A 24,717-nucleotide genomic window follows, 5' to 3' on the forward strand; every position below is an offset into this window, starting at 1 on the left:
CCCCAGGCGCACGCGGCCCCGGCGGCCGCCGCGATGCGCGGCCGCCGGGGGCGGCGTCAGGCGCCGAGGAGCGTGCGCACCCTGTCCTCGCCCACCGCGAGCAGCAGCGTGGGCAGGCGGGGGCCCGTGTCCCTGCTCACCAGCAGGCGGTACAGCAGCGCGAAGAACGAGCGCTGTGCCGCCTTGAGTTCGGGGGTCGGCTTCGCGTCGGGCGCGAGGCCCGCGATGACCTTCGGGACCCCGTAGACGAGCGTCGTCAGCCCGTCGAGCGACCAGTGCTCGCCCAGCCCTTCGAGCAGCAGCCGCAGGGACTCGCGGCTCTGCTCGTCGAGCGAGCCGAGCAGTTCCTTGTCCGGCTCGCCCCGCACGACCGTGCGCGCCTCGACGGGCACCTGGCTGCTGATCCAGTACTCGGCGCGGTCCAGCCGTGGCCTGACCTCGTCGAGTGACGCCAGCGGGCGCGAGGGGTCGAGCTCGCCGAGGATCCGCAGCGTCTGGCGCTCGGCCCCCGCCGTCACGTCCGCGACGGACGCGAGCGTGCGGTACGGCAACGGGCGCGGCGTGCTGGGCAGTTCGCCCGCGGCCGTGCGGACGGCGCGCGAGTACGCGGCCGCGTCGGCGGGCAGCACGGTGCCGTCGGCGACCTTCCTGCCGAGGGCGTCCCACTCGTCGTAGAGCCGCTGGATCTCCTGGTCGAACGCGATCTTGAACGACTGGTTGGGCCTGCGGCGCGCGTACAGCCAGCGCAGCAGCGGCGCCTCCATGATCTTCAGCGCGTCCGCGGGCGTCGGCACGCCGCCCTTGCTGCTGGACATCTTGGCCATGCCGGAGATGCCGACGAAGGCGTACATGGGCCCGATGGGCTGCACACCGTCGAAGATCTCGCGGACGATCTGCCCGCCGACGACGTAGGACGAGCCGGGCGAGGAGTGGTCGACGCCGGACGGCTCGAAGACGACGCCCTCGTACGCCCAGCGCATCGGCCAGTCGACCTTCCACACGAGCTTGCCGCGGTTGAACTCGCTCAGCCGCACGGTCTCGCCGAACCCGCACGCCGTGCAGGTGTAGGTGAGTTCGGTGGTCTCGTCGTCGTAGCCGGTGACGGTGGTGAGGTCCTTGCCGCACTGCCCGCAGTAGGGCTTGTACGGGTAGTAGCCGCCCGCGCCGCCGCCGTCGTCCTCGGCCGCCGCGCCCGATCCCTCGGCGGCATCGAGCTCGGCCTCGTCCACCGGCTTCTGTTGCTTCTGCTTCTGCTGCTGCTTCGGGGCCTGCCCCTGGGACGCGGCCTTCGCGTCGGCGCCGCCCTTGTCCTTGGTGCGGTAGCGGTCGAGGATCGCGTCGATGTCGCCGCGGTGCCGCATCGCGTGCAGGACCTGGTCGCGGTACGCGCCGGAGGTGTACTGCGCGGTCTGGCTGATGCCGTCGTAGACGACACCGAGTTCGGCGAGCGCCTCGGTCATGGCCGCCTTGAAGTGCTCGGCCCAGCTCGGGTGCGGGGAGCCGGCCGGGGCGGGCACCGAGGTCAGCGGCTTGCCGATGTGCTCGGCCCAGGACGCGTCGACGCCCGCGACACCGTTCGGCACCTTGCGGTACCGGTCGTAGTCGTCCCACGACAGGACGTGGCGCACCTCGTACCCGCGGCGGCGGATCTCGTCCGCGACGAGGTGGGGGGTCATGACCTCGCGCAGGTTGCCCAGGTGGATGGGGCCCGAGGGCGAGAGCCCGGAGGCGACGACGACCGGTTTGCCCGGGGCACGCCGCTCCGACTCGGCGATGACGTCGTCGGCGAAACGGGAGACCCAGTCGGTCTCTGTGCTCTGAGCCACGGTCGGCACGTCCTTCTTCCCTGCTCGCGCGTTGGATCGCGACCATGCGGTCGTCTCTGTCGCCCCAGTCTCCCAGGTCGCTCAGCCGTCGCGAAAACGACTTGTCCAACCATGGAAGAATGGTGGTAGAGCCGCTGGGGGGTCCTGATGCCCCCAGGTCCCCGGGCTCGCACCAGCACCCGACAGAAACGGCAGCCAGCTCATGGCCTCGGTTCCCTCCCTCGCCTCGACCGTCGAACAGCACATCGCCTCCGCCCTCTCGGCAGCCCTGCCGGAGGCCGGCGCGGCGGACGTGCTGCTGCGACGCAGCGACCGGGCGGATTTCCAGGCCAACGGCATCCTGGCGCTCGCGAAGAAGCTCAAGGGCAACCCGCGTGATCTCGCGACCCGCGTTGTCGCGGCGCTCTCCGCGCCCGGCGTCGTCCAGGACGTCGAGGTCTCGGGCCCCGGCTTCCTGAACGTCACGGTCACCGACCGGGCGATCGTCGAGACGCTGGCCGCACGCCTCGCGGACGACCGGCTCGGCGTTGCGCACGCGCCGAACGCCGGCGCGACGGTGGTCGACTACGCGCAGCCCAACGTCGCCAAGGAGATGCACGTCGGGCACCTGCGGTCCGCCGTGATCGGCGCGGCGATGGTCGAGATCCTGGAGTTCATGGGCGAGACGGTGATCAGGCGCCACCACATCGGCGACTGGGGCACCCAGTTCGGCATGCTCATCCAGTACCTGATCGAGCACCCGCACGAGCTGGACAGGAGCGCGGACGCGGACGCGCCCGCGCCCGGCACCGGGAGCGCCGCCGAGGCGCCCTCGGAGCAGGCGCCCTCGGAGCAGGCGCCCTCGGCCGAGGCCGGCGAGGCCGCCATGTCGAACCTGAACCGCCTGTACAAGGCGTCGCGGGCCGCCTTCGACTCCGACGAGGAGTTCAAGGCGCGGGCCCGGGACCGCGTGGTGGCGCTCCAGGCCGGCGAGAAGGAGACGCTGGCGCTGTGGCAGCGGTTCGTGGACGAGTCGAAGGTGTACTTCTACTCGGTCTTCGGCAAGCTCGACATGGAGGTCCGCGACCCCGACATCGTCGGCGAGTCCGGCTACAACGACAAGCTCGCGGAGACGTGCCGGATCCTGGAGGAGACGGGCGTCGCCGAGCGCTCCGAGGGCGCGCTGTGCGTGTTCTTCGACGACGTGAAGGGCCCGGACGGCAAGCGGGTCCCGCTGATCGTGCAGAAGTCGAACGGCGGCTTCGGCTACGCGGCCACGGACCTCTCCGCGATCCGCGACCGGGTGGGGGAACTGGGCGCGGACACCCTGCTGTACGTGGTGGACGTGCGGCAGTCGCTGCACTTCAAAATGGTCTTCGAGACGGCGCGCAGGGCGGGCTGGCTGAACGACGACGTGCACGCGTCGCAGCTGGCGTTCGGCACGGTGCTCGGCAAGGACGGCAAGCCGTTCAAGACCCGTGAGGGCGAGACCGTGCGGCTGGTCGACCTGCTGGACGAGGCGGTCGACCGGGCGACGGCCGTCGTCAGGGAGAAGGCCGAGAAGGCGGGCCTCAGCGAGCAGGAGATCGAGGAGAACGGCCGGTACGTCGGCATCGGCGCGGTCAAGTACGCCGACCTGTCGACGTCGGCGGTGCGCGACTACAAGTTCGACCTCGACCAGATGGTGTCGCTCAGCGGCGACACGTCGGTGTACCTGCAGTACGCGTACGCGCGGATCCGCTCGATCCTGCGCAAGGCGGGCGACGTGTCCCCGGCCCCGCACCCGGAACTGGCGCTCGCGCCGGCCGAGCGCGCGCTGGGCCTGCACCTGGACCGCTTCGGCGAGACGCTGGCGGAGGCGGCGGCCGGCCACGAACCGCACAAGGTGGCCGCGTACCTCTACCAGCTCGCGTCGCTGTACACGTCGTTCTACGACCAGTGCCCGGTGCTGAAGGCGGACACGCCCGAGCAGGTGGCGAACCGCCTGTTCCTGTGCGAACTGACGGGCCGCACCCTGGAGAAGGGCCTCGCGCTGCTGGGCATCAGGGCGCCGGAACGGCTCTGAGGCGCCTGTCGCGGCAGGGGACCGTCGCGCGAAGCGGTCGTTCCGCCGCCGCCTCAGCCGTCGGCGAAGGTGCAAGTGGTCCTGCCATAGGGATGGTTCAGCAAGGCCAGGCGGTGCGGGGGCCACAGCCCGGTGTCCTCGCTGAGAGCGAGGACACCGGCCCGCCGCAGCAACCAGATGTCCTCTGATTGGTGTTCGAGCACCGCGTCACCCGGGATCCGGGCGAGCAGCGCGTCCACCACACGGATCATGTCGGCCTGCTGGCCCGGCATGTCCGTGAACTTGCCGAGACGGAACGACACCGACACGGTCGGTGTGAATCCGAGGTGGCTGACCACGGGGTGCCACGGCTGCGGCCGCTCCTCGAAGGCCTGGACGAAGGTGCCCCGTATGGTCTCGGCTCCCTTTTCCAGCAGCTCTTGCGGAGTGACCGGCGCATGAAGAAGACCGGCTTCCTGAACCACGCGGCCGAGGACCGCTGCGGCATCGCGCACCGGCAGGGCCGCCGCGATCTCGAAGTCGTAGAAGACTGCCACTGGAACGCCCGAGCCCGCACGTCACTTGGGGACTCGGGCCGTGACCGTCCATTCCTCGCCGAGCTCTGCCCGCAGCCGCGCGGCGAGACGTTCACCGTCCGCCATGAAGGCGCGCTCCTCCTCGTCCGAGGCGAAGCCCGAGCCGAGCGGGTCGTCGAGGTCGTACGTGGCGTCCCAACGGGCCCGCCAGTCGTCGAGGTCGGCGATCAGACCGGCCGAGAGAGGGAGGGTGCCGGGGTCGGTGTTGTCCTTGACGCCGTCCCGGTCAAGCCACAGCGGAAAGCTCTGGATCTCTGGTCTGAGCAGCAGCTCGGGCATGAGGTTCCTTTGCGATAGGCGCTAAGAGGTGGGATTGGCGCCCACGATGAAGCCGTTGCTCCCCACAGTAACGGCGATCTTCAGCACTTGTCCGTTGCGAACGATCTCGTATATCGGCCTGGTCCCCTGCATGCCCACCACGTCGCCCTTGGTGACGGCCTCCAGGACGACGTCTGGAACCTCGCCCTCGGGCACCCCCTTGTTGGCGAAGTCCTGGGCGTGCTCCTCGATGACGTGCTGGAGGCCGGCGCGGCCGTTTCCCTCCTCCAGGAAAACCACTTTGCCGTCCGCGTCACGGCCGATCCGCACCACCTTGTCGGGGCTGAACTTGACTCCCTTGCCCTGCAGTTCCTGAATCAGCTCCTCGCGCTCAGCCTGGCTGGAGGCAACAGTCCCCGCCGGCTCGCGGGACTCGGTCTCGGCGAGCTCGTCCGAGAGGGCGTCGTCGACCTCGGTGACCTCGGCGTCGACGGTCTCGATCTCGGGGACGGCCTCGGCGGCGGCCTCCAGTTCCGTGCTGACGTCCGCGATGACCGCCGTGTCGATCTCCGCGACCGCCGCGTCCGCCGCGACCTCGACGCCGCCCAGGATGGCCCCGGCCTCCGCACCGTCCAGCGCGGCGGCCCCCGCGTCCGAACCGCCCCCGGTGAACGGGGTCAGGAGGATGCCCACCACGGTCGTAAGACCGATCGCGATACCGGCCCCGGCAAGCTTGTGCTCGGTGCTGCTGTGCGCCTCATCGATGGCGTGGGCGAACTTGTCGCAGGCCGTGGCGAGTTTCCCGCAGGCGTCATGGGCAGCCGACAGGGGCGCCTTGTGCGCGTTCCCGCCGTCCTGCCAGATCGCGGCCCAGAACGCGGCCATGGCGTGCATGGACTCGTCCGAATTGTTGTCCGTCAGCGACTGCACCTGCGTGTGCAGCGTATGCCCGATGCCCTGGAACGCGGTCGCCGCCGTCCGATAGGCCGACGCGGCGTCCCGCAGCTTGTCCTGATGCCCGTTGGGCCAGTACTTCGCGATCACCGACGGCACCGACGAACGCCCAGGACCCACCGCCGAATCCGGATCCGGATACATCACATCCGTGAACACCGGAGGCGACGGATACAGCTTTGGGGCGCCCTTGCCCTTCTTCACATTGGAGTGGTGGTCGGCCTTCAGGTAGTTGTTGGCCGTCGTCACCAGCGCATCCGACGCCTGCCCGATCGCACGCACAGCCGCCGACAGGGTGTGGAACAGGGCCTTCGCGGCAGGGTCGTACTTCCCGACGAACTTGTGCCCGTAATCGTCGTTCCCCGCCATCCCCGCCGCGTTCTGCAACGCCGTGTTCAGGGTGGTCGCGGCCGTGTCGAGATGCGTCTGCCCTGTCGCGAACTTCCCGGCCACGGAGTTGAGATCATCCGGATACAGATCGATCGGCTGATCGCCGCCACCGCTTCCCGGATGCGTCACCTTCCGTACCGTCCAACAGCGCCGAAGGTTGTCCACGTCGTCCGGCCGTGGCCGATGTCGCGTGCCGTCCTGAGTCCGTCGTACTTCACTGAGCGCCCCCGTCTCGTGCGACGGTTCCAAGGATTACCGCAACCACTCGGCAGGACAAGGCCTTTCGGTCGCGGCTTGCCCTCACGTCGTCACGGCACTGCTCAGCCGCAGGGCATCTACCGCCACCGGCATCACCGGCGCGCGGCGACCGGTTCCGTATGGCGCCAAGTGTCGAGTGCAACCCCGCCCCGCTCGATCGGGGCCGTGTCCTCCAGCGCGAAACCCGTGGCGCGGGCCACGGCGCGGCTCGGGGCGTTGGCCGCCTCGATGCGCAGCAGCACGCGCCGTGCGCCGAGCGCGCCGTACGCGTGGGCCGTCGCGAGCCGCACGGCGCGGGCCGCCAGGCCCTGGCGGCGGTGGCGGGGGCCGACCGCATAGCCGATCTCGACGGCGTACGGGTCGCCGTCCGTCGCGAACATCAGCACCTCGCCGAGCGGCTCGGCGCCGTCCGTGGTGATGGCGAGCTGGATCCTGCGCCCCGTGGCGCCGGCCTCGCGGGCACGGTCCAGGTAGTCGCGCGCGGCCTTCGCGTCGAACGGCGAGACGAGCGGGGTGAACCTGGCGACCTGCGGGTCGTCGAACAGGCCGGTCATGGCGGGCACGTCGTCGTAGGTCCATCCACGCAGGACCAGGCCCTCGCCGGTAAGGCGCACGTCGGAAACGGTCACGGAACCGGGCTCCCTTCTCCGCGCGCCGCTCGGTGCTCGGCGCGTACGGCCTGATCGTGCCACGCGCCCCCGCCCGCCGGCCGCGCGGCACCGCCGACGCGTCCGAGGGCCGCACACCGGCCTCACGCCGATCACTCCGGACGCCAGTCGGTGGCCCGCCCGTGGTGGTGATTGAGCAACTCACCATTGCAGTCCTCGACCGTCCACCGTGTTCGTGAACTGCGCGCCTCCTCCCGCTGCTTCGCCAGCGCGGCGCACACTCCGCATCCATCCACGGGTGCGGGCTCCAGGTGCCACGCCACCGGCGCCGTTCGCGCGTCCTCGACGTACGTCATTCCGGCAGCCGCCCCAGTCCGTGAAGTACCCGCTCGATCAGCTCCCTTGTCAGGGCGTCGTACCGGCGGGGCACGTCGTCCGGCACCAGACGCCAGAAACCACCGCCGTGGACAACGGCCGTGAGTTCGGCCACTCCCTCCCGCTCCGGCCCACAAAGGATTCGGTCACACACGACTGCGGAACCTTTCCGTCAACACACGATCACTGTCCGTGCATCTAGAATCGGCTGAGCTGCATCCGCCCACCAGAGAGGCGGGTTGGACACGCGCACCTGTCCAAGAGACGTTCGGGAGCTCGCATGAGTGTCGAAGACGAGAACGTGGACGCCGTCGGCGCGACCGCATCACCCCTGAGCCACTTCGGGGCCGAAGTACGCCTGGAACGCGAGCGCCTGGGCATGTCACGCGCGGAGTTGGGCAAGGAGGCGTGCTGCGGCTACTCCCTCGTCGCGAAGATCGAGTCCGGCGACCGCGTACCCGCCCTGGACTTCGCGGAGACCTGCGACCGCGTGTTCCCGCACGCAGGAGGCCGATTCGTACGCCTCTGGCCGCTGGCCCTGAGGTACGCGTTCCCGCCATGGTTCCGCCGGTACGTGGAACTGGAGTGGTCGGCCACCGCCGTCCGTATGTTCCACCCGCTGCTCCTGCCCGGCATCGTGCAGACCGAGGCATACGCCCGGGAGGTCCTACGGACGGGCCGCCCGACCAACCTCGACCACCTCGTCAGCGCACGCATGGAGCGCCAGCGCATCCTGACGCGGGACGACCCGCCACGACTGTGGATCGTTCTGGACGAGGGAGTGCTCAGGCGGGCTGTCGGCGGCAGTGACGTCATGTGCGGACAGCTCGAACGGCTCCGCGCCCTGGCGGACTCACCGCCCCACGTCGTCCAGATCATTCCGAGCAGCATCGCGGTGTACCCGGGATCGGGCTCGCCGTTCGGGCTGCTGTCCTTCGAAGAGGGGCCGGACGTCGTTCATGTCGACGGCTTCCCCAAGGGGTACGTCTTGGCGGAATCGGAGGATGTGGCCTCAGCGACCAGTGCCTATGATCTGCTTGCGGCGACGGCACTGCCGCCGGATGAGTCCGCCCCGCTCATCGACTCGATCCTTAAGGACCACTTCTCGTGACCACAACAGGCCAGATCCCGCACGATGCTTGGCGGTCATCGACGTACAGCGGGAGCAACGGCGGGGAGTGCGTCCAGGTCGCCGACCACATCCCCGGCGCCGTGCCCGTGCGGGACTCCAAGAACCCCGGCGGACCGGTACTCGCCTTCCGGCCGAGCGCCTTCGCCGCATTCGTCCAGGCAGTCGGGCGAGGCGAGTTCACCGACTCCTGACCTGCGAAAGACACGTTTGCCGAAACGGCAAGGACGACGCCGCCTCGTGACGCGCCGGGTGAGACTGGCACCGCCCGACAGGCACCTCACACAAGGAGCTCACTGTGCCGCCGCAACCTGCCGCGTCCCGCCGCACCGACACCCCTCCGCCCCGCACCGCGAACAACGAGGCCGATGTACTGCGGGGGTTCCTCGACTACCTGCGCTCGTCGATCGCCGCGAAGGTCGAAGGGGCCCCGGAGCCCCGGGTGCGGACGGCGGAGGTGCCCTCGGGCACGAACCTTCTCGGCCTGCTGGGCCACCTGACCGCCGTCGAGGAGACGATGTTCCTCGGCGCGAAGGTCACCGACTGGCCGGCCACGTTCCGGGCCGCCCCCGAGGAGAGCGTCGCCGACGTCGTCGCCCGCTACCGGGCGGCCGTCGAGCGCGCGAACACCGCGCTCGACGCGTGCACGGACCTCGGGGCGGCGCTCCCGTGGGCGGGACGCGCGGGCGCCGGGCCGAGCGTGCGCTGGGCGCTCACCCACATGATCGAGGAGACGGGCCGTCACGCGGGCCACGCGGACATCATCCGCGAGCTGATCGACGGCGCCACCGGGCGCTGACCGTCGCGGGGCGGGCGCGGCGGCGCTCGACCTCACTCGTCGAGGGCCTGCGCCACGCGGTCGAGGTCCTCGATCAGTGCGGCCAGGCGGCGCCCGGGGAGGGCGCGGACCATGCGGGTCTCGACCGCGTAGACGGATTCCTGCGCGGCACGGAGCAGGCGCTGCCCGTCGGCCGTCAGCGTGGTGGGGCGTGCGCGGCCGGTCTCGACCGTGCCGGGACGGTCGATGAGCCCGGCGTCCAGCAGCCCGCGCATGACGACGTTCATGGACTGCCGGGTGACGAAGGTGGCGCGCGCGAGGTCGGCGTTGGACATGCCGGGCCTGGCGGCGAGCACTTCGAGGCACGAGTACTGCGGCACGGTCAGGCCGTGCTCCCGCAGCGCCTTGTCCATGGCCGCGCGCAGGGCGGCGTGGGCGCGTTTGAGGCGGTAGCCCACGTGGTCGAGCACGTCGTCTGCGGGGTGCGGCGGCTGCGCGGGCATCCTGTTCTTCATGTCAGTATTTTGACATCGACGGCCCAGCTCCGTAACGTCGGGTATGTCAACATTCTGACATGCAACCCGGGAGGCATCCCATGTCCACCACCATCAGCGGCCCCGACTTCGTCGCACTCCAGGTACGTGACGTGGAGGCCGCCGCCGCGTTCTGCGAGGAGCACCTCGGCCTCGTCCGCTCCCCCGCGTCCCCGCCCGGCGCGGTTGTCTTCGACACCAAGCCCTGCCCGTTCGCGGTGCGCGAGCCGCTGCCCGGCACAGACCTGGACGCGGGCCGCCCCGGCCTGGGCGTCGCCCTGTGGTTCTCCACGCCGGACGCCCGGGCGCTGCACGACGAGCTCGCCGCGGCCGGCGTCGAGATCGTCGCCCCCGTCAGGGACAGCCCGTTCGGGCCGATGTTCTCCTTCACAGGACCCGAGGGCTACGTCATGACCGCGCACGGAGCCTGACCGTGCCCGCCGTCGCCTCGTTCACACCGAAGGGCCCGTTCTCGCTGGCGTCATCCATCCGCTTCCTGGAAGGCTTCACGCCCGCCTCCCACGGCCACGCGGCCGGGGACGTGCTGCGCATGGCGTTCCCCGCGGACGACGGGCGCGGCGTCATCGGCTGCACGGTCAGCCAGGCGGAGACGGCGAGCGCGGGCGCGGCGGGTGCGGGGGCGCCTGCGCCCGTGACGGCCGAGTTCACCGTCCACCGCGGCACCGGCCCGGCCGCCCACAGCGCCGCGCGTGCGCAGATCGCCCGCATCCTCTCCCTGGACGTCGACGGAACCGGCTACCCGGCCCTGGGCGGCAGCGACCCCGTCGTCGCCGGCCTCCAGGCCGACTACCCGGGGCTGCGGCCGCCCTGCTTCTACACGCCGTACGAGGCGGCCGCCTGGGCCGTCATCGGCAACCGCGTACGCAGGACACAGGCCGCCGCGATCAAGGCCCGCCTCGCCCGCGACCACGGCCGGGCCGTCGACGTCGGCGGAGCACGCCTGCACACCTTCCCCACCCCGGAGGTGCTGCGCACCATCGACCACGTCACCGGCCTGACCAGCACGAAGGTCGAGCGCCTGCACGCGATCGCCGACGCGGCATTCGACGGACGCCTCGACGCGGCGACGCTGCGCGCCGAGCCCGCCGAGTCCGCGCTGCGTGCGCTGCGCGAGCTGCCCGGCATCGGCCCGTTCTCGGCCGAGCTGATCCTCATCCGGGGCGCCGGCCACCCCGACATCTTCCCCACGGCAGAACCGCGCGTGCACCAGTCGATGGCAACCGAGTACGCCCTCGACGCGGCCACCGCCGCCGACCCCGCTCGCCTCGCGGCGATCGCCGACGCGTGGCGCCCCTACCGAAGCTGGGTCGCGCTCCTCCTACGTGCCCGCGCCCACGACCGGGCCGCCGCCCAAGCGCGCATATGATCTGCCCTCGGCCACGGCACTGCCGCCGAACGGGACATCCACTCTCATCGGTGGCACGGGGGTGAGGATGCAAGGGGTCACGTTCCATGCATGGCACGGTGAGCACTACGTGACCCTCGCCGAACTGCGTCGCTGCTACCCGGATGCGACAAGCCTCTGAGCGGGGTGTTTCAGCCCGCGCGAAGCCACAGATCGGCGAGCAAGCGGTTCACGGAGTCGGGCCGATCCTGGTGCGGCGAGTGGTCGGCGCGCGGGATTCGTACGTGTCGGGCACCGATCCGGTCCGCGATGAACTCGCCGCAGGCCATCAGCGCCTCGCCGGTGAAGGCGCGGTACTCAGGGTGCGCAGTCTCCCACGTGCCGTTGGGCCCGGCACCACAACCGACCTGAGCGGTCCGGCACTTCAAACAACCCGGCGCTCCCCCGGATCAACGCCGATGGCCGGGCAAGGGGCGGGCGCTCCCGGCCGTCATGACGTGGCCTGATCGTATGACACTTGCCCACCGCAAACAGAATGATAATTCTGCTAACGTCTCCACACACAGAATGTAGATTCTCTTCGTGGAGGTGCAGTGCCTCGGCTCACCGACGCGCGCAAGGAACTCCGGCGTACTCAGATCGCCGAGGCCGCCGTCCGCTGCTTCAGCCGCAACGGCCTGAAGCGGACCTCGATCGCCGACATCACCGCCGAGTCCGGCCTCTCGGCCGGCTCGATCTATGCGCACTACCGCAACAAGGCCGACCTGGTCCAGGCTGCCGCCCGCGAAACGCTCGACAAGCGCGACGGCACCATCAGCGAGTACGCCGCGGCCGACGCCCCACCCAGTCCTGACGAACTGCTCTCCCGCCTGATCGCCGCGATCGACCCCGCCGAGGCGCGGGTCGGCGTGCAGACCTGGGGCGAGTCGACCACCGACCCGGCAATCCGCGACATCGTCGCCGACACGACCGACCGGATGCGAGCGATGGTGCACGACTGCGTCACGGCCTGGCTCGTCAAGGTCGAGCACCACGATCCGCCCCACGCCCGGGAGTTCGCCACCCCGATCGCCCACCAAGTCATGGCGCTCTACCAAGCCGAACTGCTCTACACCGCCTTGCGGACGCCGGCCGAGGAGACACCGTCGTGATCACCGCGACCGCTTCGTCGCCGCAACGCGGCAACCCCGCTCAAGCAGCCTCCAAGGACGGATCATGAAGGCCATCATCTACCGCGACAACGGCGCCCCCGACGTTCTGCAGTTCGTCGACCGTGACCTGCCGGCGCCCGCCCCCGGCGAGGTTCGCGTCCGGGTCGCCGTGTCGGGGGTCAACCCGACCGACTGGCAGGCGCGCTCCGGCGCCGGCCACCCCAAGCACTTCTCTGAGGTCACCCCGCACCTCGACGGCGCCGGAACGGTCGACGCCGTCGGTGAGGGCGTCGACGAGAATCGGCTCGGTCAGCGGGTCTGGCTGTTCATGGCTGCCGCCGGGCGGCCCTTCGGCACCGCCGCCGAGTTCGCCGTCGTGCCCGCCGAACAGGCTGTGCCGCTGCCCGACGAGGCCGGCTTCGACGTGGGCGCAGCACTCGGAGTCCCCGCGCTGACCGCGCACCGTGCGCTCACCGTTGCCGAGGACGGCCCCCGCCGGCTGCGGCCCGGAGCACTCGAGGGGAAGGTGGTGCTCGCCGCGGGCGGGGCCGGCGCGGTCGGGCACGCGGCGATTCAGCTTGCCCGATGGGCCGGCGCCACCGTGATCAGCACGGTCAGCAGCCCCGAGAAGGCCCGGCTGGCCAGCGCTGCCGGAGCCCACCACGTGATCAACTACCGCGAGGACGACCCGGCCGCCGAGATCCGCAAGATCGCCCCGGACGGCGTCGACACCGTTGCCGAGGTGGCACTGGGCACGAACCTCGCACTTGACCTGGCCGTGCTGCGCAGCCGTGGCACGATCTCGACCTACGCCAACGACGGCGGCAAGCCGGTCGAACTGAACGTGCTGCAGAACATGGTGCTGAACACACGCCTCCAGTTCCTGGTGCTCTACACGGCCGGTCCTGAGGCACGCACTGCGGCCGCCCAGGACGTCGCGGCCGCGGTACGCGACGGCGCGCTGCCGGTCGGCGAGCAGCACGGCCTGCCGCTGATCCGCTTCCCCCTCGACCGCACCGCCGACGCGCATCGAGCGGTCGAGGGCCACGCGGTCGGCAAAGTCCTGGTGGACGTCACCTCCTGACACGCGGAGCACCAGAACGGCCCGGCTCCACAACTGACCTCAGTGAGCCGTGGTTTCACAACCACCCGGCACCTCGCTGTGGGTCGGCCTCGCGAGCGGACGAGCCTTCAGGCCCGCCGCCGCGCGGAGTTCGTCGGCGCGGCGTGCCACGTCGACCTGGGCCGGGACGCGGCGGAAGGTGTCGGGGACCCGGTCGATGACGATTCCCGCCTCCTCGGCCGCGTCGTAGGCGGTCATCTCCTCGCGGCACTCGACGCACACGCCGTTGATGAGCGGGCTGACGTTGTCCGGCACGTCGCAGCCGATGCAGACCATCACCACACGGTCGACGTAGGCGCGTTCCTGGATGGGCTCGGGGGGCATCTTCTTCTCCAGTCGGGTACGGGCGATCGCGCCGGGGCTGTGCAGCGTGGGCGGCAGGCCTTCGGTCAGCGAGCGCGTGAGGTGTTGCGGTGTGGCGCCGCGCGCGAACCACTGTGCGACCAGGGGTTCGAGGGCCGCGCACTCGGCGGCGGACAGTGTCATACGGGGCTCGGCGCGGCCGAGCCGCTGGAGCGCGCGGTAGGCGTCGGAGGGAGCGGGCGACGCGGCGGGGGCCGCCGGGGGCGCGACAGGCGCGGGGTTCGGGGGCGCGGGCTCCACGTCCCCCGTGTCCCCCACGTCCCCCGCCTCGGTCGCCTCGGCCGCCCGCGCGCGCCGCGCCCGTTCGGTGAGGTCGATGCCGCGCATGCTCTCCACGAACGTCCGCCACCAGTCGTCCTCCCGCGGCGTGCGGGAGAAGAACGTGTGCGTCACCCAGCGGAAGGTGTTGTCGTCGAGTTGCAGGTGCTCCTTGATCCGGCGCAAGTGACCGGCTTCCGAAAGGAAGTTGAGCGCCTTGCCGCACGCCTGCTGACCGTAGTCGGCGAGTTGGGCCGCAAGGGCCTTGTAGCCGATCGCGGTGCCCTCGGGCATGCGGTCGATGTACGCGGCGATGGCCGCTTCCCTCGTGCGCAGATGTGCGAAATCGCGCGCGCCGCGCGGGCGCTGGTCGGGTGCGCTCCGCTTGCCGTATCCAGGCTTGGCCTGGGGGTGTGCGGGCGCGGGCAGGGCAGCATTAAGGTGGGCGTCAGCCACGATCGAACCTCATTCGATGCGTAGGTCAGGCTCCGCGCCCGGTGTTCTCAGCACCGGCCGGGGCCGCTTAATGCTGCGTACGCTAAACGGTGGACACGCTCCGGCGCAAGCCGATCACGGAAAGCGATCCCTCCTCGTCAGCGGGGGCTTGGGGGGAAGGGTGGTAATCCCAAACCACCCCTTCAACTGAAAAGGGGCCCGAGGCCCGGCGCCCGGAACCCGGGGCTCAAGCTCCGGGCCGACCTGCGCACACGGCCCTGGCGGGTGCAGGGTGCGAGGCATGCTGTTTCTGATGGTCGGCCTGCCCGGAGCAGGCAAGACGACGAGAGCGCGGCAACTCGCCGAAGAGCACAGCGCGCTGCGGCTGACGCCTGATGAATGGATGATCCCGCTGTTCGGCGACCCCGACGCGGAAGGAAAGCGCGACGTCCTTGAGGGACGGCTGCTCCGCCTGGCCCTGGATGCGCTGGGGATCGGAACCAACGTAGTCCTGGACTTCGGCTGCTGGTCCCGTGACGAGCGGTCGGCCATCCGCTCGCTGGTGGCGTCGGCGGGTGCGTCATGCCGCCTTGAGTACCTGCCGGTGGGCCCCGAGACGCAGCGAGCCCGGATCGCGCATCGCTGGTCGACCAGCCCCGACGGCACCTTCCCGATGAGCGACGCGGACCTCGCGCGCTGGCGGACGCTGTTCGAGGAGCCTGACGCGACGGAGCTCGACGGGCATCACGTCGGAGATCCGCCGGCCGGATGGCCGGGCTGGCGGGAGTGGGCGGCCGATCGGTGGCCGTCGCTCGCGTGACCACCCGGCTTAGAACCGCCCGGACTCGGGCCGCCTCAGCGGGAGGTCGAGCCGACGACACCGCCCCAGGTCACCTACGGGCTCACCGAGTTCGGCCGGGACGTGGGCGAGCCGCTGACGGACCTGTTCGACCGGATCACACGGCGCCTGCCGCCACGCGGTGCGTGACAGCAGGGGCGCGTCACAGCAGGGCCGACGTCACGTGCAGGGCCGACGTCACAGCAGCGCCGACGTCACATGCAGGTCCTTGTTCCTGGTCTCCGGTGCCATGAAGGAGCTGACGAGAGCACCGACGAGGGCGATACCCGCCGCGATGTACATCGTGGCGCTCAGGCCCAGCGCCGTCAGGGACCACGGTGTCGCGAAGGTGCCGATCGCCGAGCCGATCCGGCTGATGCCCGTACACAACCCGACCGCGGTGGCGCGCACTTCGGTGGGGAACAGTTCGTTCGGATAGATCCATTCGAGGATCGACGGTCCGCCGTTGAAGACGGCGTACACCGCGAACGCGATCGCGACCATCCACAGGCCCGAGTCCGGCACGACCGCCAGGTACAGCAGGCCGAGCGCGGAGACCGCGAACCCCCCGATGAGGATCGGGCGCCGGCCCAGCCTGTCGACGAGGAGGAGGGCCACGACGTTGCCGATCAGGAAGAACAGATTGATCAGGCCGTAGCCCAGGTTCGCCTCGTCGGCGCCCCCGTTCAGGTTGAACAGCGCGAGGACCTGCGGCCCGAAGGCGTAGATGGCGAAGAGTGTGACGATGGTGCAGGTCCAGAAGATCGAGATGAACACCACGCGCTTGAGGTAGCCGCCTGTCAGCAGGGCGCTCACCGGGACGGCACCCTCCTCCTCGGGCAGGTCGGCGAGCGTGGCGTGTTCGGACACCGTCTGCCGCAGGACGTCGACGGCCTCCCGCGAGCGGCCCTTGCTGTGCAACCAGCGCGGGGACTCCGGGATGCGGGCCCGGGCGCACACGATGACGGCCGCGGGAACGGCCGACGAGGCCAGCATCCACTTCCAGCCGTCGGGCGAGCGCAGCAGCAGGTACCCGACGAACGCGGCGACCGTCGCTCCGACGAACCACATGGCGTTCAGGCCGCCGAGGAGCTTCGCGCGCCACGCCCGGGGTGCGAACTCCGTCACGAGGGAGGTCGCGATCGGGTAGTCCGCGCCGACGGCGATGCCGATGAGCAGCCGGAGCACGAAGAGTTCGACCTCGTTGGTGACGAAGAACTGCAGCACCGAGCAGACGATGATGGCGACCAGGTCGATCATGAACATCAACCTGCGGCCGATGCGGTCGGTCACCGCTCCGAACACCGCGCCGCCGACGAAGACGCCGATCAGCGCGGACGCGCCGATCAGTCCTGACCACAGGACACTCATCCTCCACTGGTCCTGTATCTGCACCATGGCGATGCCGATGATGCCGAGGATGTAGCCGTCGAGGAACGGTCCCCCGGACGAGACCAGCGCGAGTCTGATGTGGAACCGGTTGAGGTGCAGGGTGTCGAGCGTGGAGCCGGGCCGGTGGCCGGCTGAGGCGGATGTGTCGACGTCCATCGGGTCCGTCCCATCGAGGGTTCGGGAAGCACGGGAAGCGTCTCTGCGCGGTGCGCGGTGCGCGGCGCACGGTGCGAGGTGCGCGGACGCGAGAGCTGGGGTTGCCGGGGCGCGCCTGCGGCGCGGCCGCTACCGGCCAGGGGCGAGCGCAGCCACCGCGTCGATCTCGACCCGCTTGGCGCCGCGGAAGTCCGCGACCTGCACGGTCGTACGGGGCGGCAGCGGGACGTCCGCGAGACGTTCGAGGTACGCGGCGTTGTAGTGGTCGAACTCGGCGAGGTCCGCCAGGTACACGGTGACCTTGAGGAGTGTGCCGAGGCCGCCGCCTGCCGCGGTCAGCACGGTCTCGAGGTTGTCGAGGGCCAGCCGTACCTGGTCACCGATGTCGTGCGGCGTGTCGCCGCCCGCGGTGACGGGGATCTGGCCGCAGGCCCAGACAGTGCCGTTGTGGACGGCCGCGGCCGAGTAGGGCCGTGGCCTGCCGTCGGGGTGGGGAACGAGAGTCACCATCTTCGGACGTCCTCTGCTGTGCGGGGATTCACTGGCGGTCGGGCACGAGGTAGTCGCGTGAGGCGCCGTAGACCGTCGACCACGGACCGGACGCGACCCGCAGGCCGTGTTCCATGGCCGCGGCGAAGCGCTCATGCTGCTGCTGGGGGGTGCGGGCCGGTGGTACGCCGGGCTTCGGCGGGGCCCCGTCCCAGCGGCTCAGCAGGACGCCCTCGCCCGGCAGGTCGGCACGGTGCTGCTCCGGGTCGTCCGCGGTCCGTCCGGTGAGCCGCCCGCCGAGGGCGCCGGGACGGTCGGCCCGGTACACCGTGCCGTCGGCGGTGGCCAGCGCGCAGGCGCCGGGCGAGCCGTCGGCCCGTACCCGCGTGGCCAGCAGCGGGGTCCCCGTCCTGGCGGTCGCGCCGATGATGATCCACTCCACGGACGGCGTCCACGCTCCGGGCAGCAGCACCGGCCGCGAGGCCGCCGCCGCGAGGTCCGCCGCCGGAGGTCCGAGCAGCAGGGGCCCGCGTCCGGCCGGATCGTGCAGCACGACGACAGTGCTGCCGGCGCTGTCGCGGCAGGCGAGCGGTCGCCTGCCGCGCGGCACGCGATCGAGTTCGTCTGCCAGCGCGAAAACGCCCGTCCCGTCCAGGACCTCGCCGAGCACGACGAGGTCCGCCGCCGCCGCGGCCTCCCCGCTGGAGGCTCCGGCGGCGACGACCGCGCGGAAGGCGGCCTCGCGGACCTCCCGTACCGCCACCCGGAAGCCGTCGCCTGCCCGGTGGGCGTCCGTGCGCGCGTCGCCGGGTGCGCCGCTCATGGCGCCTCCGTCCCGCCGAAGACCTCCGTGAACAGCCGCAGCCAGTTCCCGCCCATCACCTTCGTGACGGTGGCGGCGTCCAGCCCCGCGGAGAGCAGGCCCTCGGTGACGGCGGGGAAGTCCTCGGGGCCGCCGAACCACCGCGGCCACGCGGGCCATTCGGGCTCGACCGGGTTGGCGGAGGGCGGCCGCCAGCGGCCATTGCGCAGCCAGGCCACGAAGTCCTGCGACCAGTTGCGCGTGCAGTCGCTGCCGATGGCCACGTGGTCGGGGCCGATCTCGTCGACGAGCCGCGCGACCATCGAGGAGAACTGGTCACGAGTGGTCAGCTCACCGCCCAGGACGTTGGGGTACAGGCAGCACCCGAGCACTCCGCCCCGGTCGGCCAGGGCCCTGATGACCTCGGCAGGCTTGTTCCGCGGGTGCTCGAAGAACCACGTCGGATTCGCGTGGGTGATGGCGACGGGCCTCTCGGACGCGTCGATGGCGTCACGGGAGGTCCGGTTGCCCACGTGCGAGAGGTCGACGAGCATGCCGACCCGGTTCATCTCGTCCACGATGTGCCGGCCGAAGGCGGTCAGGCCGGAGTCGTGCGCGTCGTAGCAGGCGCCGCCGACCAGGTTCTGGATGTTGTACGTGAGCTGCGCGACACGCACACCGAGCCGGTGGAAGACCTCGACCAGCCGGTAGTCGTCGGCGAACGGTGAGGTGTTCTGGAATCCCAGCACCACCGCCACCTTGCCGGCTGCCTTCGCGGCGCGGATCTGACCGGCGGTCTCGGCGAGCACCACCACGTCCTCGTTGTCCCTGGCGAGCCGGTACCAGCCGGCGATCGCCCGGGTGGCCTCGTCCGGGCCCTCCCACACGGCGCAGGTGGCGTTCACACCGCTGACACCACCGGTGCGGAGCTCTTCGAGCACCTTGCGGTCCCAGTTGTTGATTTCCAGGCCGTCGACGACGACCAGGTCCTCATGAGCAAGCGAACTCACTGTGCGTCCCTCCGGGGTTTGCGAACGAAGAACCAGTCGTGGTCGGTCCCGGCCGCGACGTCGCGGGCCCGCGGTGCTCCGGAGAACAGCGTCACCCGCAGCCAGTCCGTCGACTGGGGGCTGTAGTTGTCCATGCCGTACAGCGCGAGCTGGAACCGCTGAAGATGCAGGGGCAGGAAGTCGTCCGCGAGCAGATTGGCCCGCACTTCCGTGTACGGGAGACCCGCAAGCGACTGCACCCGAGCGGTTGTTCCGCGGTGCCAGGGGTGCGCCAGCAGGAACTCGGCGACGAGCTGACGGGGCTCCGCGTGCTCCAGGTCGTCCAGCAGCTCGGCGACCGCACGGGCGATATCGACCGGGTGCTCCACCTCCTCGCCCGGATCGACGCCACGCCGGCCGCGCCGCGGTTCCTCGTTGTCCTGCGAGGAGAACCAGAAGTGCGCCTGCCGGCCGGGCTCGCCGCAGTCGTGGCGGCTCACCCAGTCGTAGCGGCCGTTGAGTTCCGTCCTGAGCTCGCCGCAGGTCCTCGCGGGCGCCACCTGCGTGTTCTGATCGCAGCGGAGCAGCGCCTCGACGTCCGCGTCGAGGTCGTCGTAGACCTCCACCAGCACCGCGTCGACGACGCCCCGGGCCTCGAGACCGATCTCCTCGGCCGCCGTGTGCAGGTCCTGCCAGGCCCGGTCGGTCCGCTTGCCCAGGACCAGTCCGGTGGCGGCGTATCCGTCGAGCACCTCCGCCACCTTGTCGAGCTGCGCGGCCAGTTCGGGGCCCGGCAGGTACGGGGCGGTGGCCAGGGTGTCGCGTTCGCGGTAGTACTCGGCCGCCCGGCCGAGCAGCAGACGTACCCGCGCGGTGCGCGCGTCCCGCGGTGACGTGGGCTGGTGGAGGGCGTACGCGAGCGGGAGTTCGCGCGCCGCGCACCACGCGTCCAGCACCTGGGGGTGGTTGATCACGTACGGGACCATGCCGAGGCCGGTGGCGTTGCCGAGGCCCAGGAAGCACCGCCAGTCGCCTTCCAGCGCGACGGCGTGCGGGCTCTTGGCGGCGGCGCAGTGTTCGACCAGGTCGTGGCTGAGCTCGCGCAGCAGCCACGCGGTCAGCATCTGCGAGCGGTAGGGAAGACGCAGCGGATGGCCCGGTCGCAGGCGGCCGAAGTCCGCGAGTCCGAACTTGCCGTTGCTGTAGAAGGCCGTGCTGCGCACAAGGTAGGCGGCGTCGCCCAATGCGGCCGGATCGGGCTGCATGCCGCGGGCGAGCCGGTCCACCACGTAGTCGAAGAACCGGCTGCTGCGGTTGGCCCGCGTCCACACCAGCGTGGCGGCGTCGGCGCGGCCCGACTCCTGCCGCGGTACCTGTGCGCGCAGTTCGGAGCGCCGCGCCTCGTCCCAGACGCCTTCCACCAGGGCCGCGGTGATGTCCCACGCCTCGGCGACGACCCTGTCCGTGCGCTGCCCGTCGGCCAGCACCGTGGAGAAGGCGACGAACCTCAACTCGTGGCCGCCGGCGTCGATCCGGTAGACGGCTTCGCCCCTGCCCTGCCCGTCGACGTCCCAGCTCTCGCGCGTCACGGTCCAGCGCTGGGCGGCGGCGGCACGCAGGAACGAGCGCGCGAAGCTGTGCCGGGTGTGGCGGGAGGCCCCCATGTCCCGCGGGTCGAGTACCTGGTCCGCGGAGCGCGCGAACTGCTGGGCCCAGCGCAGCCGTTCGGTGGGGCGCACTTCCCCCTGCCCGGTCACGACCGGCTCCGGGCCGGGGCGGCTGTGCGCAGGTACGCCGTCTTGGACCAGGTGAAGAACTCGGCGGCGCTGTCGCCGTTCTGCTCGCGCGGCGCCGGGAAGGAGGAGTCCTTCAGGCCGCCGAACGGCGCGTGCAACTCCGAGCCCGTGGTGGGTGCGTTCGCCTTGACGAGACCGGCGTCCAGCTCCTCGACGCAGCGCCGCACGGCCCGCTCGTCACCGGTGAACACCGCTGCCGTGAGCCCGAACGCGGTCCCGTTCGCGATGCGGATCGCCTCGTCCAGGTCGGCCGCGCGCACCAGGGTGGTGACCGGGCCGAACACCTCCTCGCGGCAGATCGTCAGGTCAGGATGCCCGGCGAGCAGCGTGGGAGCGAAGTAGCAGTCGCCGTCCGACGCAGGGCCGGCATCGGCGCGCGCCAGCACCTGGGCGCCTTCCGAGAGGGCCTGCTCGACGGCCGAGTCGACCTCCTCCCGTGCCCTGGCGGAGACCAGCGGGCCGATGTCCACACCGTCGTCGAGCCCGTCGCCGACCACCAGGGCCTCGACCCGGCGCCTCAGTTCGGGCAGCAGGGCGTCGTACGCCTCCCCGACGGCGATGATCCTGCGCGTCCCGGTGCACTTCTGGCCGGTGCTGCCCATCGCGCCCGCCACCAGGTCGGCGGCGGCCGCGGCCGGATCGGCGTCGGGCAGCACGATGGCCGCGTTGTGTCCGCCGAGTTCCATCTGCACCTTGGCCCCGCGTGGCACCGCCGCCGCCTGGATGGACCGGCCGACCGCCACCGAGCCGGTGAAGGTCACGCCCGTGACCTCTTCGCGGGCCACCAGGGCCGCGCCGAGGCCGCCGGGGGCGAGGAGGAGGCTCAGCACACCGGCGGGCACGCCCGCGTCCACGAGTATCCGGGCGAAGGCAGCGGCGACGGCGACGGTGTCGCTGGCCGGCTTCCAGACGACCGCGTTGCCCCACAGCAGGGCGGGGGCGATCTTCCACACCGGGATCTGCAGCGGGAAGTTCCACGGTGTGATCGCCGCGACGACTCCGAGAGGGCGCCTGAGCGTGCGGATGACCTCGTCGGGGTGGCTGGAGGGATAGGTGGTGCCGTCCGCGGCGCGGGCCCGGGCGGCGTGGTAGTAGAGGGTCTCCACGGACGCGCCGACTTCCGCCCGCGACTCCGGCAGGGTCTTGCCCTCCTCGCGCGTCATCAACCGCGCGATCTCCTCGGCACGCTCCTCCAGCAGACCTGCCGCGCGGCGCAGGACCAGGCCGCGCTGGATCAGCCCGCGCGCGGACCATTCCCTCTGCGCTGAGCAGGCGGCGGTGATCGCCTCGTCCAGGAGCTTCTCACCGGCCGTCCGGTAGACGGCGACGGCCCGGCCGGGGTGCGCGGGGTCGAGGCTGCGTGCCTCGGCTCCCTCGCCGTCGACCCACTGCCCGGCTATGAGATGCCGCAGCGTCGCCGGTTGATCAAGGGTGTTCGGAATGTCCGGCACGACGGAGCTCCTCGACGTTCGACTGCGGCTTTCGCGACAAACGTTATGCAGTCACCGACTGGAGGAGAAGTATCTATTGCCATCCGATTAATAGGCTGCGAATATCAATCGCCATGGAGCTCCGCCAACTCCGCTACTTCGTCGCCGTCGCCACGGAACTGAACTTCCGACGGGCCGCCGAGCGGCTGCACATCGCCCAGCCCGCACTGAGCCAGCAGATCAGCAAGTTCGAGAAGGAACTGCGCACGCCCCTGTTCCGCCGGACGACCCGCAGCGTCGAACTGACGGAGGCGGGCCGCGTGCTGCTGTTGCAGGGGCGCCGGGTGCTGGCCGAGTCCGACCACGCGCTCAGCGCCGTCAGACATGCCGCGCACGGCGACATCGGCCTGCTGCGGATCGGCTTCGTCAGCTCGGCGGCGCTGAGCATCGTCCCGCGCAGCGTGCTGGCCATGCAGCGGTCATGGCCCGGGCTCCACCTCGAACTGGCCGAAGCGACGACCGACGCGCAACTGGAGTCGATCGGTGAGGGCCGGCTGGACGTCGGGATCGCCCGCGAGATGGACATGGCGACCGGTCTTGTGGTCCGCCGCATCCATCGGGAGCGGCTGATCGTCGCCGTCCACGAGTCCCACCGGCTCGCTGCCCGCGACTCGGTCGAGCTGGCCGAGCTCGCGGGAGAACGCTTCCTCACCTTTCCGCGGCACCAGGTCTCACGCCTGTACGACCACATCGCGGCGCTGTGCCACCGGGCAGGAGTGAGGCTGGAGGCGGCTCAGGAAGCAGTGCAGTTCCCCACCCTGCTCGGGCTCGTCGCCGCCAACACGGGGATCACCATCGTCCCGGACTGCCTGCGCGTACTGCGACTCCCGGCGCTGCGGTACGTGCCGTTGACCGACCCCCCGGCGTACTCCACGGTCTCCGCCGTCTGCCGCGCCGACCGCCAGGACGCCCCGTCGGTGCGCAACTTCCTCGCCACCGTCACGGGCCTGCGCTTCGACGACGCGTGAGTCATGAGGCAGGCCGCGCCCGTCGCCCTCAGCGGGCCAGCCGACGCGCGGCCTCCGTCGCCCAGTACGTGAGGATCATGCTCGCGCCCGCGCGCTTGATGCCCGTCAGCGTTTCCAGAATGGCCGCGTCGCGGTCGATCCAGCCCTTTTCCGCGGCCGCCTCGATCATCGCGTACTCGCCCGAGATCTGGTACGCGCACACCGGCACGTCCGAGGCGTCCGCGATGCGCGCCAGGATGTCCAGGTACGGGAGGGCGGGCTTGACCATCACGATGTCGGCGCCCTCCTCCAGGTCGAGCGCCAGCTCGCGCAGGGACTCGCGGGCGTTCGCCGGGTCCTGCTGGTACGTCTTGCGGTCGCCTTGCAGCGACGAGCCGACGGCCTCGCGGAACGGCCCGTAGAAGGCCGACGAGTACTTCGCGGTGTACGCGAGGATCGACACGTCCTCCTTGCCGACGGCGTCGAGCGCCTCGCGGATCACGCGGATCTGGCCGTCCATCATGCCGCTGGGGCCGACCATGTGGACGCCCGCCTCGGCCTGGACGCGGGCCATCTCCGCGTACCGCTCCAGCGTCGCGTCGTTGTCGACGCGGCCGTCGGGCGTGAGGACGCCGCAGTGGCCGTGGTCCGTGTACTCGTCAAGGCACAGGTCCGACATGACGACCAGGTCGTCGCCGACCTCGGAGCGCACGGCCCGGATCGCCTGCTGGAGGATGCCATCGGGGTCGGTGCCCGCGGTGCCGAGCGCGTCCTTCTTGGCGTCCTCGGGGACGCCGTACAGCATGATCCCGGAGACCCCCGCCGAGACGGCGTCCGCGGCCGCCTTCCTGAGGGTGTCGAGGGTGTGCTGCACGACACCGGGCATCGCGGCGAGCGGCACGGGCTCGTCGATGCCCTCCCGCACGAACGCGGGCAGGATCAGGTCGGCCGGGTGCAGCCGCGTCTCGGCGACCATCCGCCGCATGGCGGGCGTGGTGCGCAGCCGCCGGGGGCGGACGCCGGGGAACGAACCGTGGACAGTCATGGAAGTCGCCTCGTGCCAGTCGGATCGGGTCGGTGGAGCCGGTCGAAACGATCGGGTCCGTTACACGCTACGCCCGGCGGCAGCGGGCATTTGCCGACGTCCCGTCGGTGCACGGACGCGAGCGAACGGGTCCGGCGGACGTGCCGCGACGGGCCGCGCCCGCTGGGCCGTGGCGGGTCCACCGCCCCGGTCCGTGGCGGGCCCGGGGCGACGGACCCGCCACGGCCCTGAGATCGGAAGAGCGCACGGCCGAACTCCAGGCTCCGAAGCATTGCGGATACCGGCTTCTGCTTGGAAGAAGGGGGGGGGGGGGGGGGGGGGGGGGGGGGGGGGGGGGGGGGGGGGGGGG

General features: G+C 71.2%; 25 protein-coding genes and 1 pseudogene. 11 read left to right on the forward strand and 15 right to left on the reverse strand.

Annotated features, from left to right (window positions below; all coding sequences use genetic code 11):
- Positions 1-56: 56 nt before the first annotated feature.
- The gene (gene lysS / locus JFN87_RS22420) at positions 57-1,835 is read right to left on the reverse strand and encodes a lysine--tRNA ligase (RefSeq protein ID WP_209342646.1); all 1,779 of its coding nucleotides are present in this window, start codon (positions 1,833-1,835) and stop codon (positions 57-59) included.
- Between the two features lie 193 nt (positions 1,836-2,028).
- On the opposite strand from lysS, the gene argS reads away from it, so the two are divergent.
- The gene (gene argS / locus JFN87_RS22425; RefSeq protein ID WP_209342648.1) at positions 2,029-3,870 is read left to right on the forward strand and encodes an arginine--tRNA ligase; all 1,842 of its coding nucleotides are present in this window, start codon (positions 2,029-2,031) and stop codon (positions 3,868-3,870) included.
- A 53-nt stretch (positions 3,871-3,923) separates the two neighbouring features.
- Here the strand turns inward: argS and JFN87_RS22430 are convergent, their stop codons facing one another.
- The 5 genes from JFN87_RS22430 to JFN87_RS22450 all read right to left on the reverse strand — a co-directional run bounded on the left by JFN87_RS22430 (position 3,924) and on the right by JFN87_RS22450 (position 7,403).
- Complete coding sequence (locus tag JFN87_RS22430; RefSeq protein ID WP_209342650.1) at positions 3,924-4,406, reverse strand: SitI3 family protein; 483 nt, start codon at positions 4,404-4,406, stop codon at positions 3,924-3,926.
- Between the two features lie 21 nt (positions 4,407-4,427).
- Positions 4,428-4,724, reverse strand: coding sequence for an immunity protein CdiI family protein (locus JFN87_RS22435; protein WP_209342659.1), 297 nt, complete (start codon positions 4,722-4,724; stop codon positions 4,428-4,430).
- 21 nt (positions 4,725-4,745) lie between these two features.
- Entirely contained in the window at positions 4,746-6,176 is a 1,431-nt protein-coding gene (locus JFN87_RS22440) for a WXG100-like domain-containing protein (protein ID WP_209342660.1), read from the reverse strand.
- A gap of 221 nt (positions 6,177-6,397) precedes the next feature.
- Positions 6,398-6,934: a GNAT family N-acetyltransferase gene (locus JFN87_RS22445; RefSeq protein ID WP_307865556.1), complete on the reverse strand. Its 537-nt coding sequence runs from the start codon at positions 6,932-6,934 to the stop codon at positions 6,398-6,400.
- Between the two features lie 331 nt (positions 6,935-7,265).
- Positions 7,266-7,403, reverse strand: coding sequence for a hypothetical protein (locus JFN87_RS22450; RefSeq protein ID WP_209342661.1), 138 nt, complete (start codon positions 7,401-7,403; stop codon positions 7,266-7,268).
- A gap of 165 nt (positions 7,404-7,568) precedes the next feature.
- Here JFN87_RS22450 and JFN87_RS22455 point away from each other — a divergent pair, with 165 nt between their 5' ends.
- The 3 genes from JFN87_RS22455 to JFN87_RS22465 all read left to right on the forward strand — a co-directional run bounded on the left by JFN87_RS22455 (position 7,569) and on the right by JFN87_RS22465 (position 9,216).
- Positions 7,569-8,399, forward strand: coding sequence for a helix-turn-helix domain-containing protein (locus tag JFN87_RS22455; protein WP_209342662.1), 831 nt, complete (start codon positions 7,569-7,571; stop codon positions 8,397-8,399).
- Positions 8,396-8,611 carry a DUF397 domain-containing protein gene (locus JFN87_RS22460; protein WP_209342663.1) on the forward strand — a complete coding sequence of 72 codons (216 nt, stop codon included), beginning with the start codon at positions 8,396-8,398 and terminating at the stop codon, positions 8,609-8,611. Before JFN87_RS22455 ends, JFN87_RS22460 begins: the two co-directional genes overlap by 4 nt.
- Positions 8,612-8,715: 104 nt before the next feature.
- On the forward strand, positions 8,716-9,216 hold the full coding sequence (locus JFN87_RS22465) for a DinB family protein (protein WP_209342665.1): 501 nt from the start codon (positions 8,716-8,718) through the stop codon (positions 9,214-9,216).
- 32 nt (positions 9,217-9,248) lie between these two features.
- On the opposite strand, the gene JFN87_RS22470 is transcribed toward JFN87_RS22465, so the two are convergent.
- Positions 9,249-9,710 carry a MarR family winged helix-turn-helix transcriptional regulator gene (locus tag JFN87_RS22470; RefSeq protein WP_209342666.1) on the reverse strand — a complete coding sequence of 154 codons (462 nt, stop codon included), beginning with the start codon at positions 9,708-9,710 and terminating at the stop codon, positions 9,249-9,251.
- An 80-nt stretch (positions 9,711-9,790) separates the two neighbouring features.
- Between JFN87_RS22470 and JFN87_RS22475 the strand changes: the two genes are divergently transcribed.
- From JFN87_RS22475 to JFN87_RS22490, 4 genes are all read left to right on the forward strand, one after another.
- Positions 9,791-10,159: a VOC family protein gene (locus tag JFN87_RS22475; protein ID WP_209342668.1), complete on the forward strand. Its 369-nt coding sequence runs from the start codon at positions 9,791-9,793 to the stop codon at positions 10,157-10,159.
- A 2-nt stretch (positions 10,160-10,161) separates the two neighbouring features.
- Entirely contained in the window at positions 10,162-11,115 is a 954-nt protein-coding gene (locus JFN87_RS22480; RefSeq protein ID WP_307865557.1) for a DNA-3-methyladenine glycosylase family protein, read from the forward strand.
- Positions 11,116-11,687: 572 nt separating this feature from the next.
- Complete coding sequence (locus JFN87_RS22485) at positions 11,688-12,245, forward strand: TetR/AcrR family transcriptional regulator (protein WP_209342669.1); 558 nt, start codon at positions 11,688-11,690, stop codon at positions 12,243-12,245.
- Positions 12,246-12,309: 64 nt separating this feature from the next.
- Positions 12,310-13,329: an NADPH:quinone reductase gene (locus JFN87_RS22490; protein WP_209342670.1), complete on the forward strand. Its 1,020-nt coding sequence runs from the start codon at positions 12,310-12,312 to the stop codon at positions 13,327-13,329.
- 39 nt (positions 13,330-13,368) lie between these two features.
- Here the strand turns inward: JFN87_RS22490 and JFN87_RS22495 are convergent, their stop codons facing one another.
- Entirely contained in the window at positions 13,369-14,445 is a 1,077-nt protein-coding gene (locus JFN87_RS22495) for a hypothetical protein (protein ID WP_209342671.1), read from the reverse strand.
- Between the two features lie 280 nt (positions 14,446-14,725).
- Here JFN87_RS22495 and JFN87_RS22500 point away from each other — a divergent pair, with 280 nt between their 5' ends.
- Together JFN87_RS22500 and JFN87_RS22505 are read left to right on the forward strand one after the other, a co-directional pair.
- On the forward strand, positions 14,726-15,244 hold the full coding sequence (locus JFN87_RS22500) for a P-loop nucleotide/nucleoside kinase family protein (protein ID WP_209342672.1): 519 nt from the start codon (positions 14,726-14,728) through the stop codon (positions 15,242-15,244).
- Positions 15,245-15,283: 39 nt separating this feature from the next.
- Positions 15,284-15,412: pseudogene (locus JFN87_RS22505) on the forward strand (winged helix-turn-helix transcriptional regulator); the annotation flags it as partial.
- A gap of 48 nt (positions 15,413-15,460) precedes the next feature.
- On the opposite strand, the gene JFN87_RS22510 reads toward JFN87_RS22505, so the two are convergent.
- The 6 genes from JFN87_RS22510 to JFN87_RS22535 all read right to left on the reverse strand — a co-directional run bounded on the left by JFN87_RS22510 (position 15,461) and on the right by JFN87_RS22535 (position 22,337).
- The gene (locus JFN87_RS22510; RefSeq protein ID WP_209342673.1) at positions 15,461-16,810 is read right to left on the reverse strand and encodes an MFS transporter; all 1,350 of its coding nucleotides are present in this window, start codon (positions 16,808-16,810) and stop codon (positions 15,461-15,463) included.
- 129 nt (positions 16,811-16,939) lie between these two features.
- The gene (locus JFN87_RS22515) at positions 16,940-17,320 is read right to left on the reverse strand and encodes a RidA family protein (RefSeq protein WP_209342674.1); all 381 of its coding nucleotides are present in this window, start codon (positions 17,318-17,320) and stop codon (positions 16,940-16,942) included.
- A 28-nt stretch (positions 17,321-17,348) separates the two neighbouring features.
- Positions 17,349-18,122 (reverse strand): hypothetical protein, encoded by a 774-nt coding sequence (locus tag JFN87_RS22520; RefSeq protein WP_209342676.1) that lies wholly within the window; start codon positions 18,120-18,122, stop codon positions 17,349-17,351.
- Positions 18,119-19,111, reverse strand: coding sequence for a membrane dipeptidase (locus JFN87_RS22525; RefSeq protein WP_209342678.1), 993 nt, complete (start codon positions 19,109-19,111; stop codon positions 18,119-18,121). The genes JFN87_RS22520 and JFN87_RS22525 overlap by 4 nt, the downstream gene beginning before the upstream one ends.
- A complete protein-coding gene (locus JFN87_RS22530; RefSeq protein ID WP_245180882.1) occupies positions 19,108-20,847 on the reverse strand; it encodes a hypothetical protein in 1,740 nt (579 codons plus the stop codon). The genes JFN87_RS22525 and JFN87_RS22530 overlap by 4 nt, the downstream gene beginning before the upstream one ends.
- Positions 20,844-22,337 (reverse strand): aldehyde dehydrogenase family protein, encoded by a 1,494-nt coding sequence (locus tag JFN87_RS22535; RefSeq protein ID WP_307865558.1) that lies wholly within the window; start codon positions 22,335-22,337, stop codon positions 20,844-20,846. Before JFN87_RS22535 ends, JFN87_RS22530 begins: the two co-directional genes overlap by 4 nt.
- A gap of 113 nt (positions 22,338-22,450) precedes the next feature.
- Between JFN87_RS22535 and JFN87_RS22540 the strand changes: the two genes are divergently transcribed.
- A complete protein-coding gene (locus JFN87_RS22540) occupies positions 22,451-23,344 on the forward strand; it encodes a LysR family transcriptional regulator (protein ID WP_209342680.1) in 894 nt (297 codons plus the stop codon).
- A 28-nt stretch (positions 23,345-23,372) separates the two neighbouring features.
- On the opposite strand, the gene hemB is transcribed toward JFN87_RS22540, so the two are convergent.
- Complete coding sequence (gene hemB / locus JFN87_RS22545; protein WP_209342682.1) at positions 23,373-24,368, reverse strand: porphobilinogen synthase; 996 nt, start codon at positions 24,366-24,368, stop codon at positions 23,373-23,375.
- Positions 24,369-24,717: the final 349 nt, after the last annotated feature.

The organism is Streptomyces montanisoli, from assembly GCF_017813245.1.
GTDB lineage: Bacteria > Actinomycetota > Actinomycetes > Streptomycetales > Streptomycetaceae > Streptomyces > Streptomyces montanisoli.

Coding starts and splice junctions, on each gene's coding strand:
- argS (WP_209342648.1), top strand. CDS start 2,029: ATGGCCTCGGTTCCCTCCCTCGCCTCGACCGTCGAACAGCACATCGCC.
- JFN87_RS22435 (WP_209342659.1), bottom strand. CDS start 4,724: ATGCCCGAGCTGCTGCTCAGACCAGAGATCCAGAGCTTTCCGCTGTGG.
- JFN87_RS22455 (WP_209342662.1), top strand. CDS start 7,569: ATGAGTGTCGAAGACGAGAACGTGGACGCCGTCGGCGCGACCGCATCA.
- JFN87_RS22470 (WP_209342666.1), bottom strand. CDS start 9,710: ATGAAGAACAGGATGCCCGCGCAGCCGCCGCACCCCGCAGACGACGTG.
- JFN87_RS22475 (WP_209342668.1), top strand. CDS start 9,791: ATGTCCACCACCATCAGCGGCCCCGACTTCGTCGCACTCCAGGTACGT.
- JFN87_RS22490 (WP_209342670.1), top strand. CDS start 12,310: ATGAAGGCCATCATCTACCGCGACAACGGCGCCCCCGACGTTCTGCAG.
- JFN87_RS22500 (WP_209342672.1), top strand. CDS start 14,726: ATGCTGTTTCTGATGGTCGGCCTGCCCGGAGCAGGCAAGACGACGAGA.
- JFN87_RS22510 (WP_209342673.1), bottom strand. CDS start 16,810: ATGGACGTCGACACATCCGCCTCAGCCGGCCACCGGCCCGGCTCCACG.
- JFN87_RS22515 (WP_209342674.1), bottom strand. CDS start 17,320: ATGGTGACTCTCGTTCCCCACCCCGACGGCAGGCCACGGCCCTACTCG.
- JFN87_RS22520 (WP_209342676.1), bottom strand. CDS start 18,122: ATGAGCGGCGCACCCGGCGACGCGCGCACGGACGCCCACCGGGCAGGC.
- JFN87_RS22540 (WP_209342680.1), top strand. CDS start 22,451: ATGGAGCTCCGCCAACTCCGCTACTTCGTCGCCGTCGCCACGGAACTG.
- hemB (WP_209342682.1), bottom strand. CDS start 24,368: ATGACTGTCCACGGTTCGTTCCCCGGCGTCCGCCCCCGGCGGCTGCGC.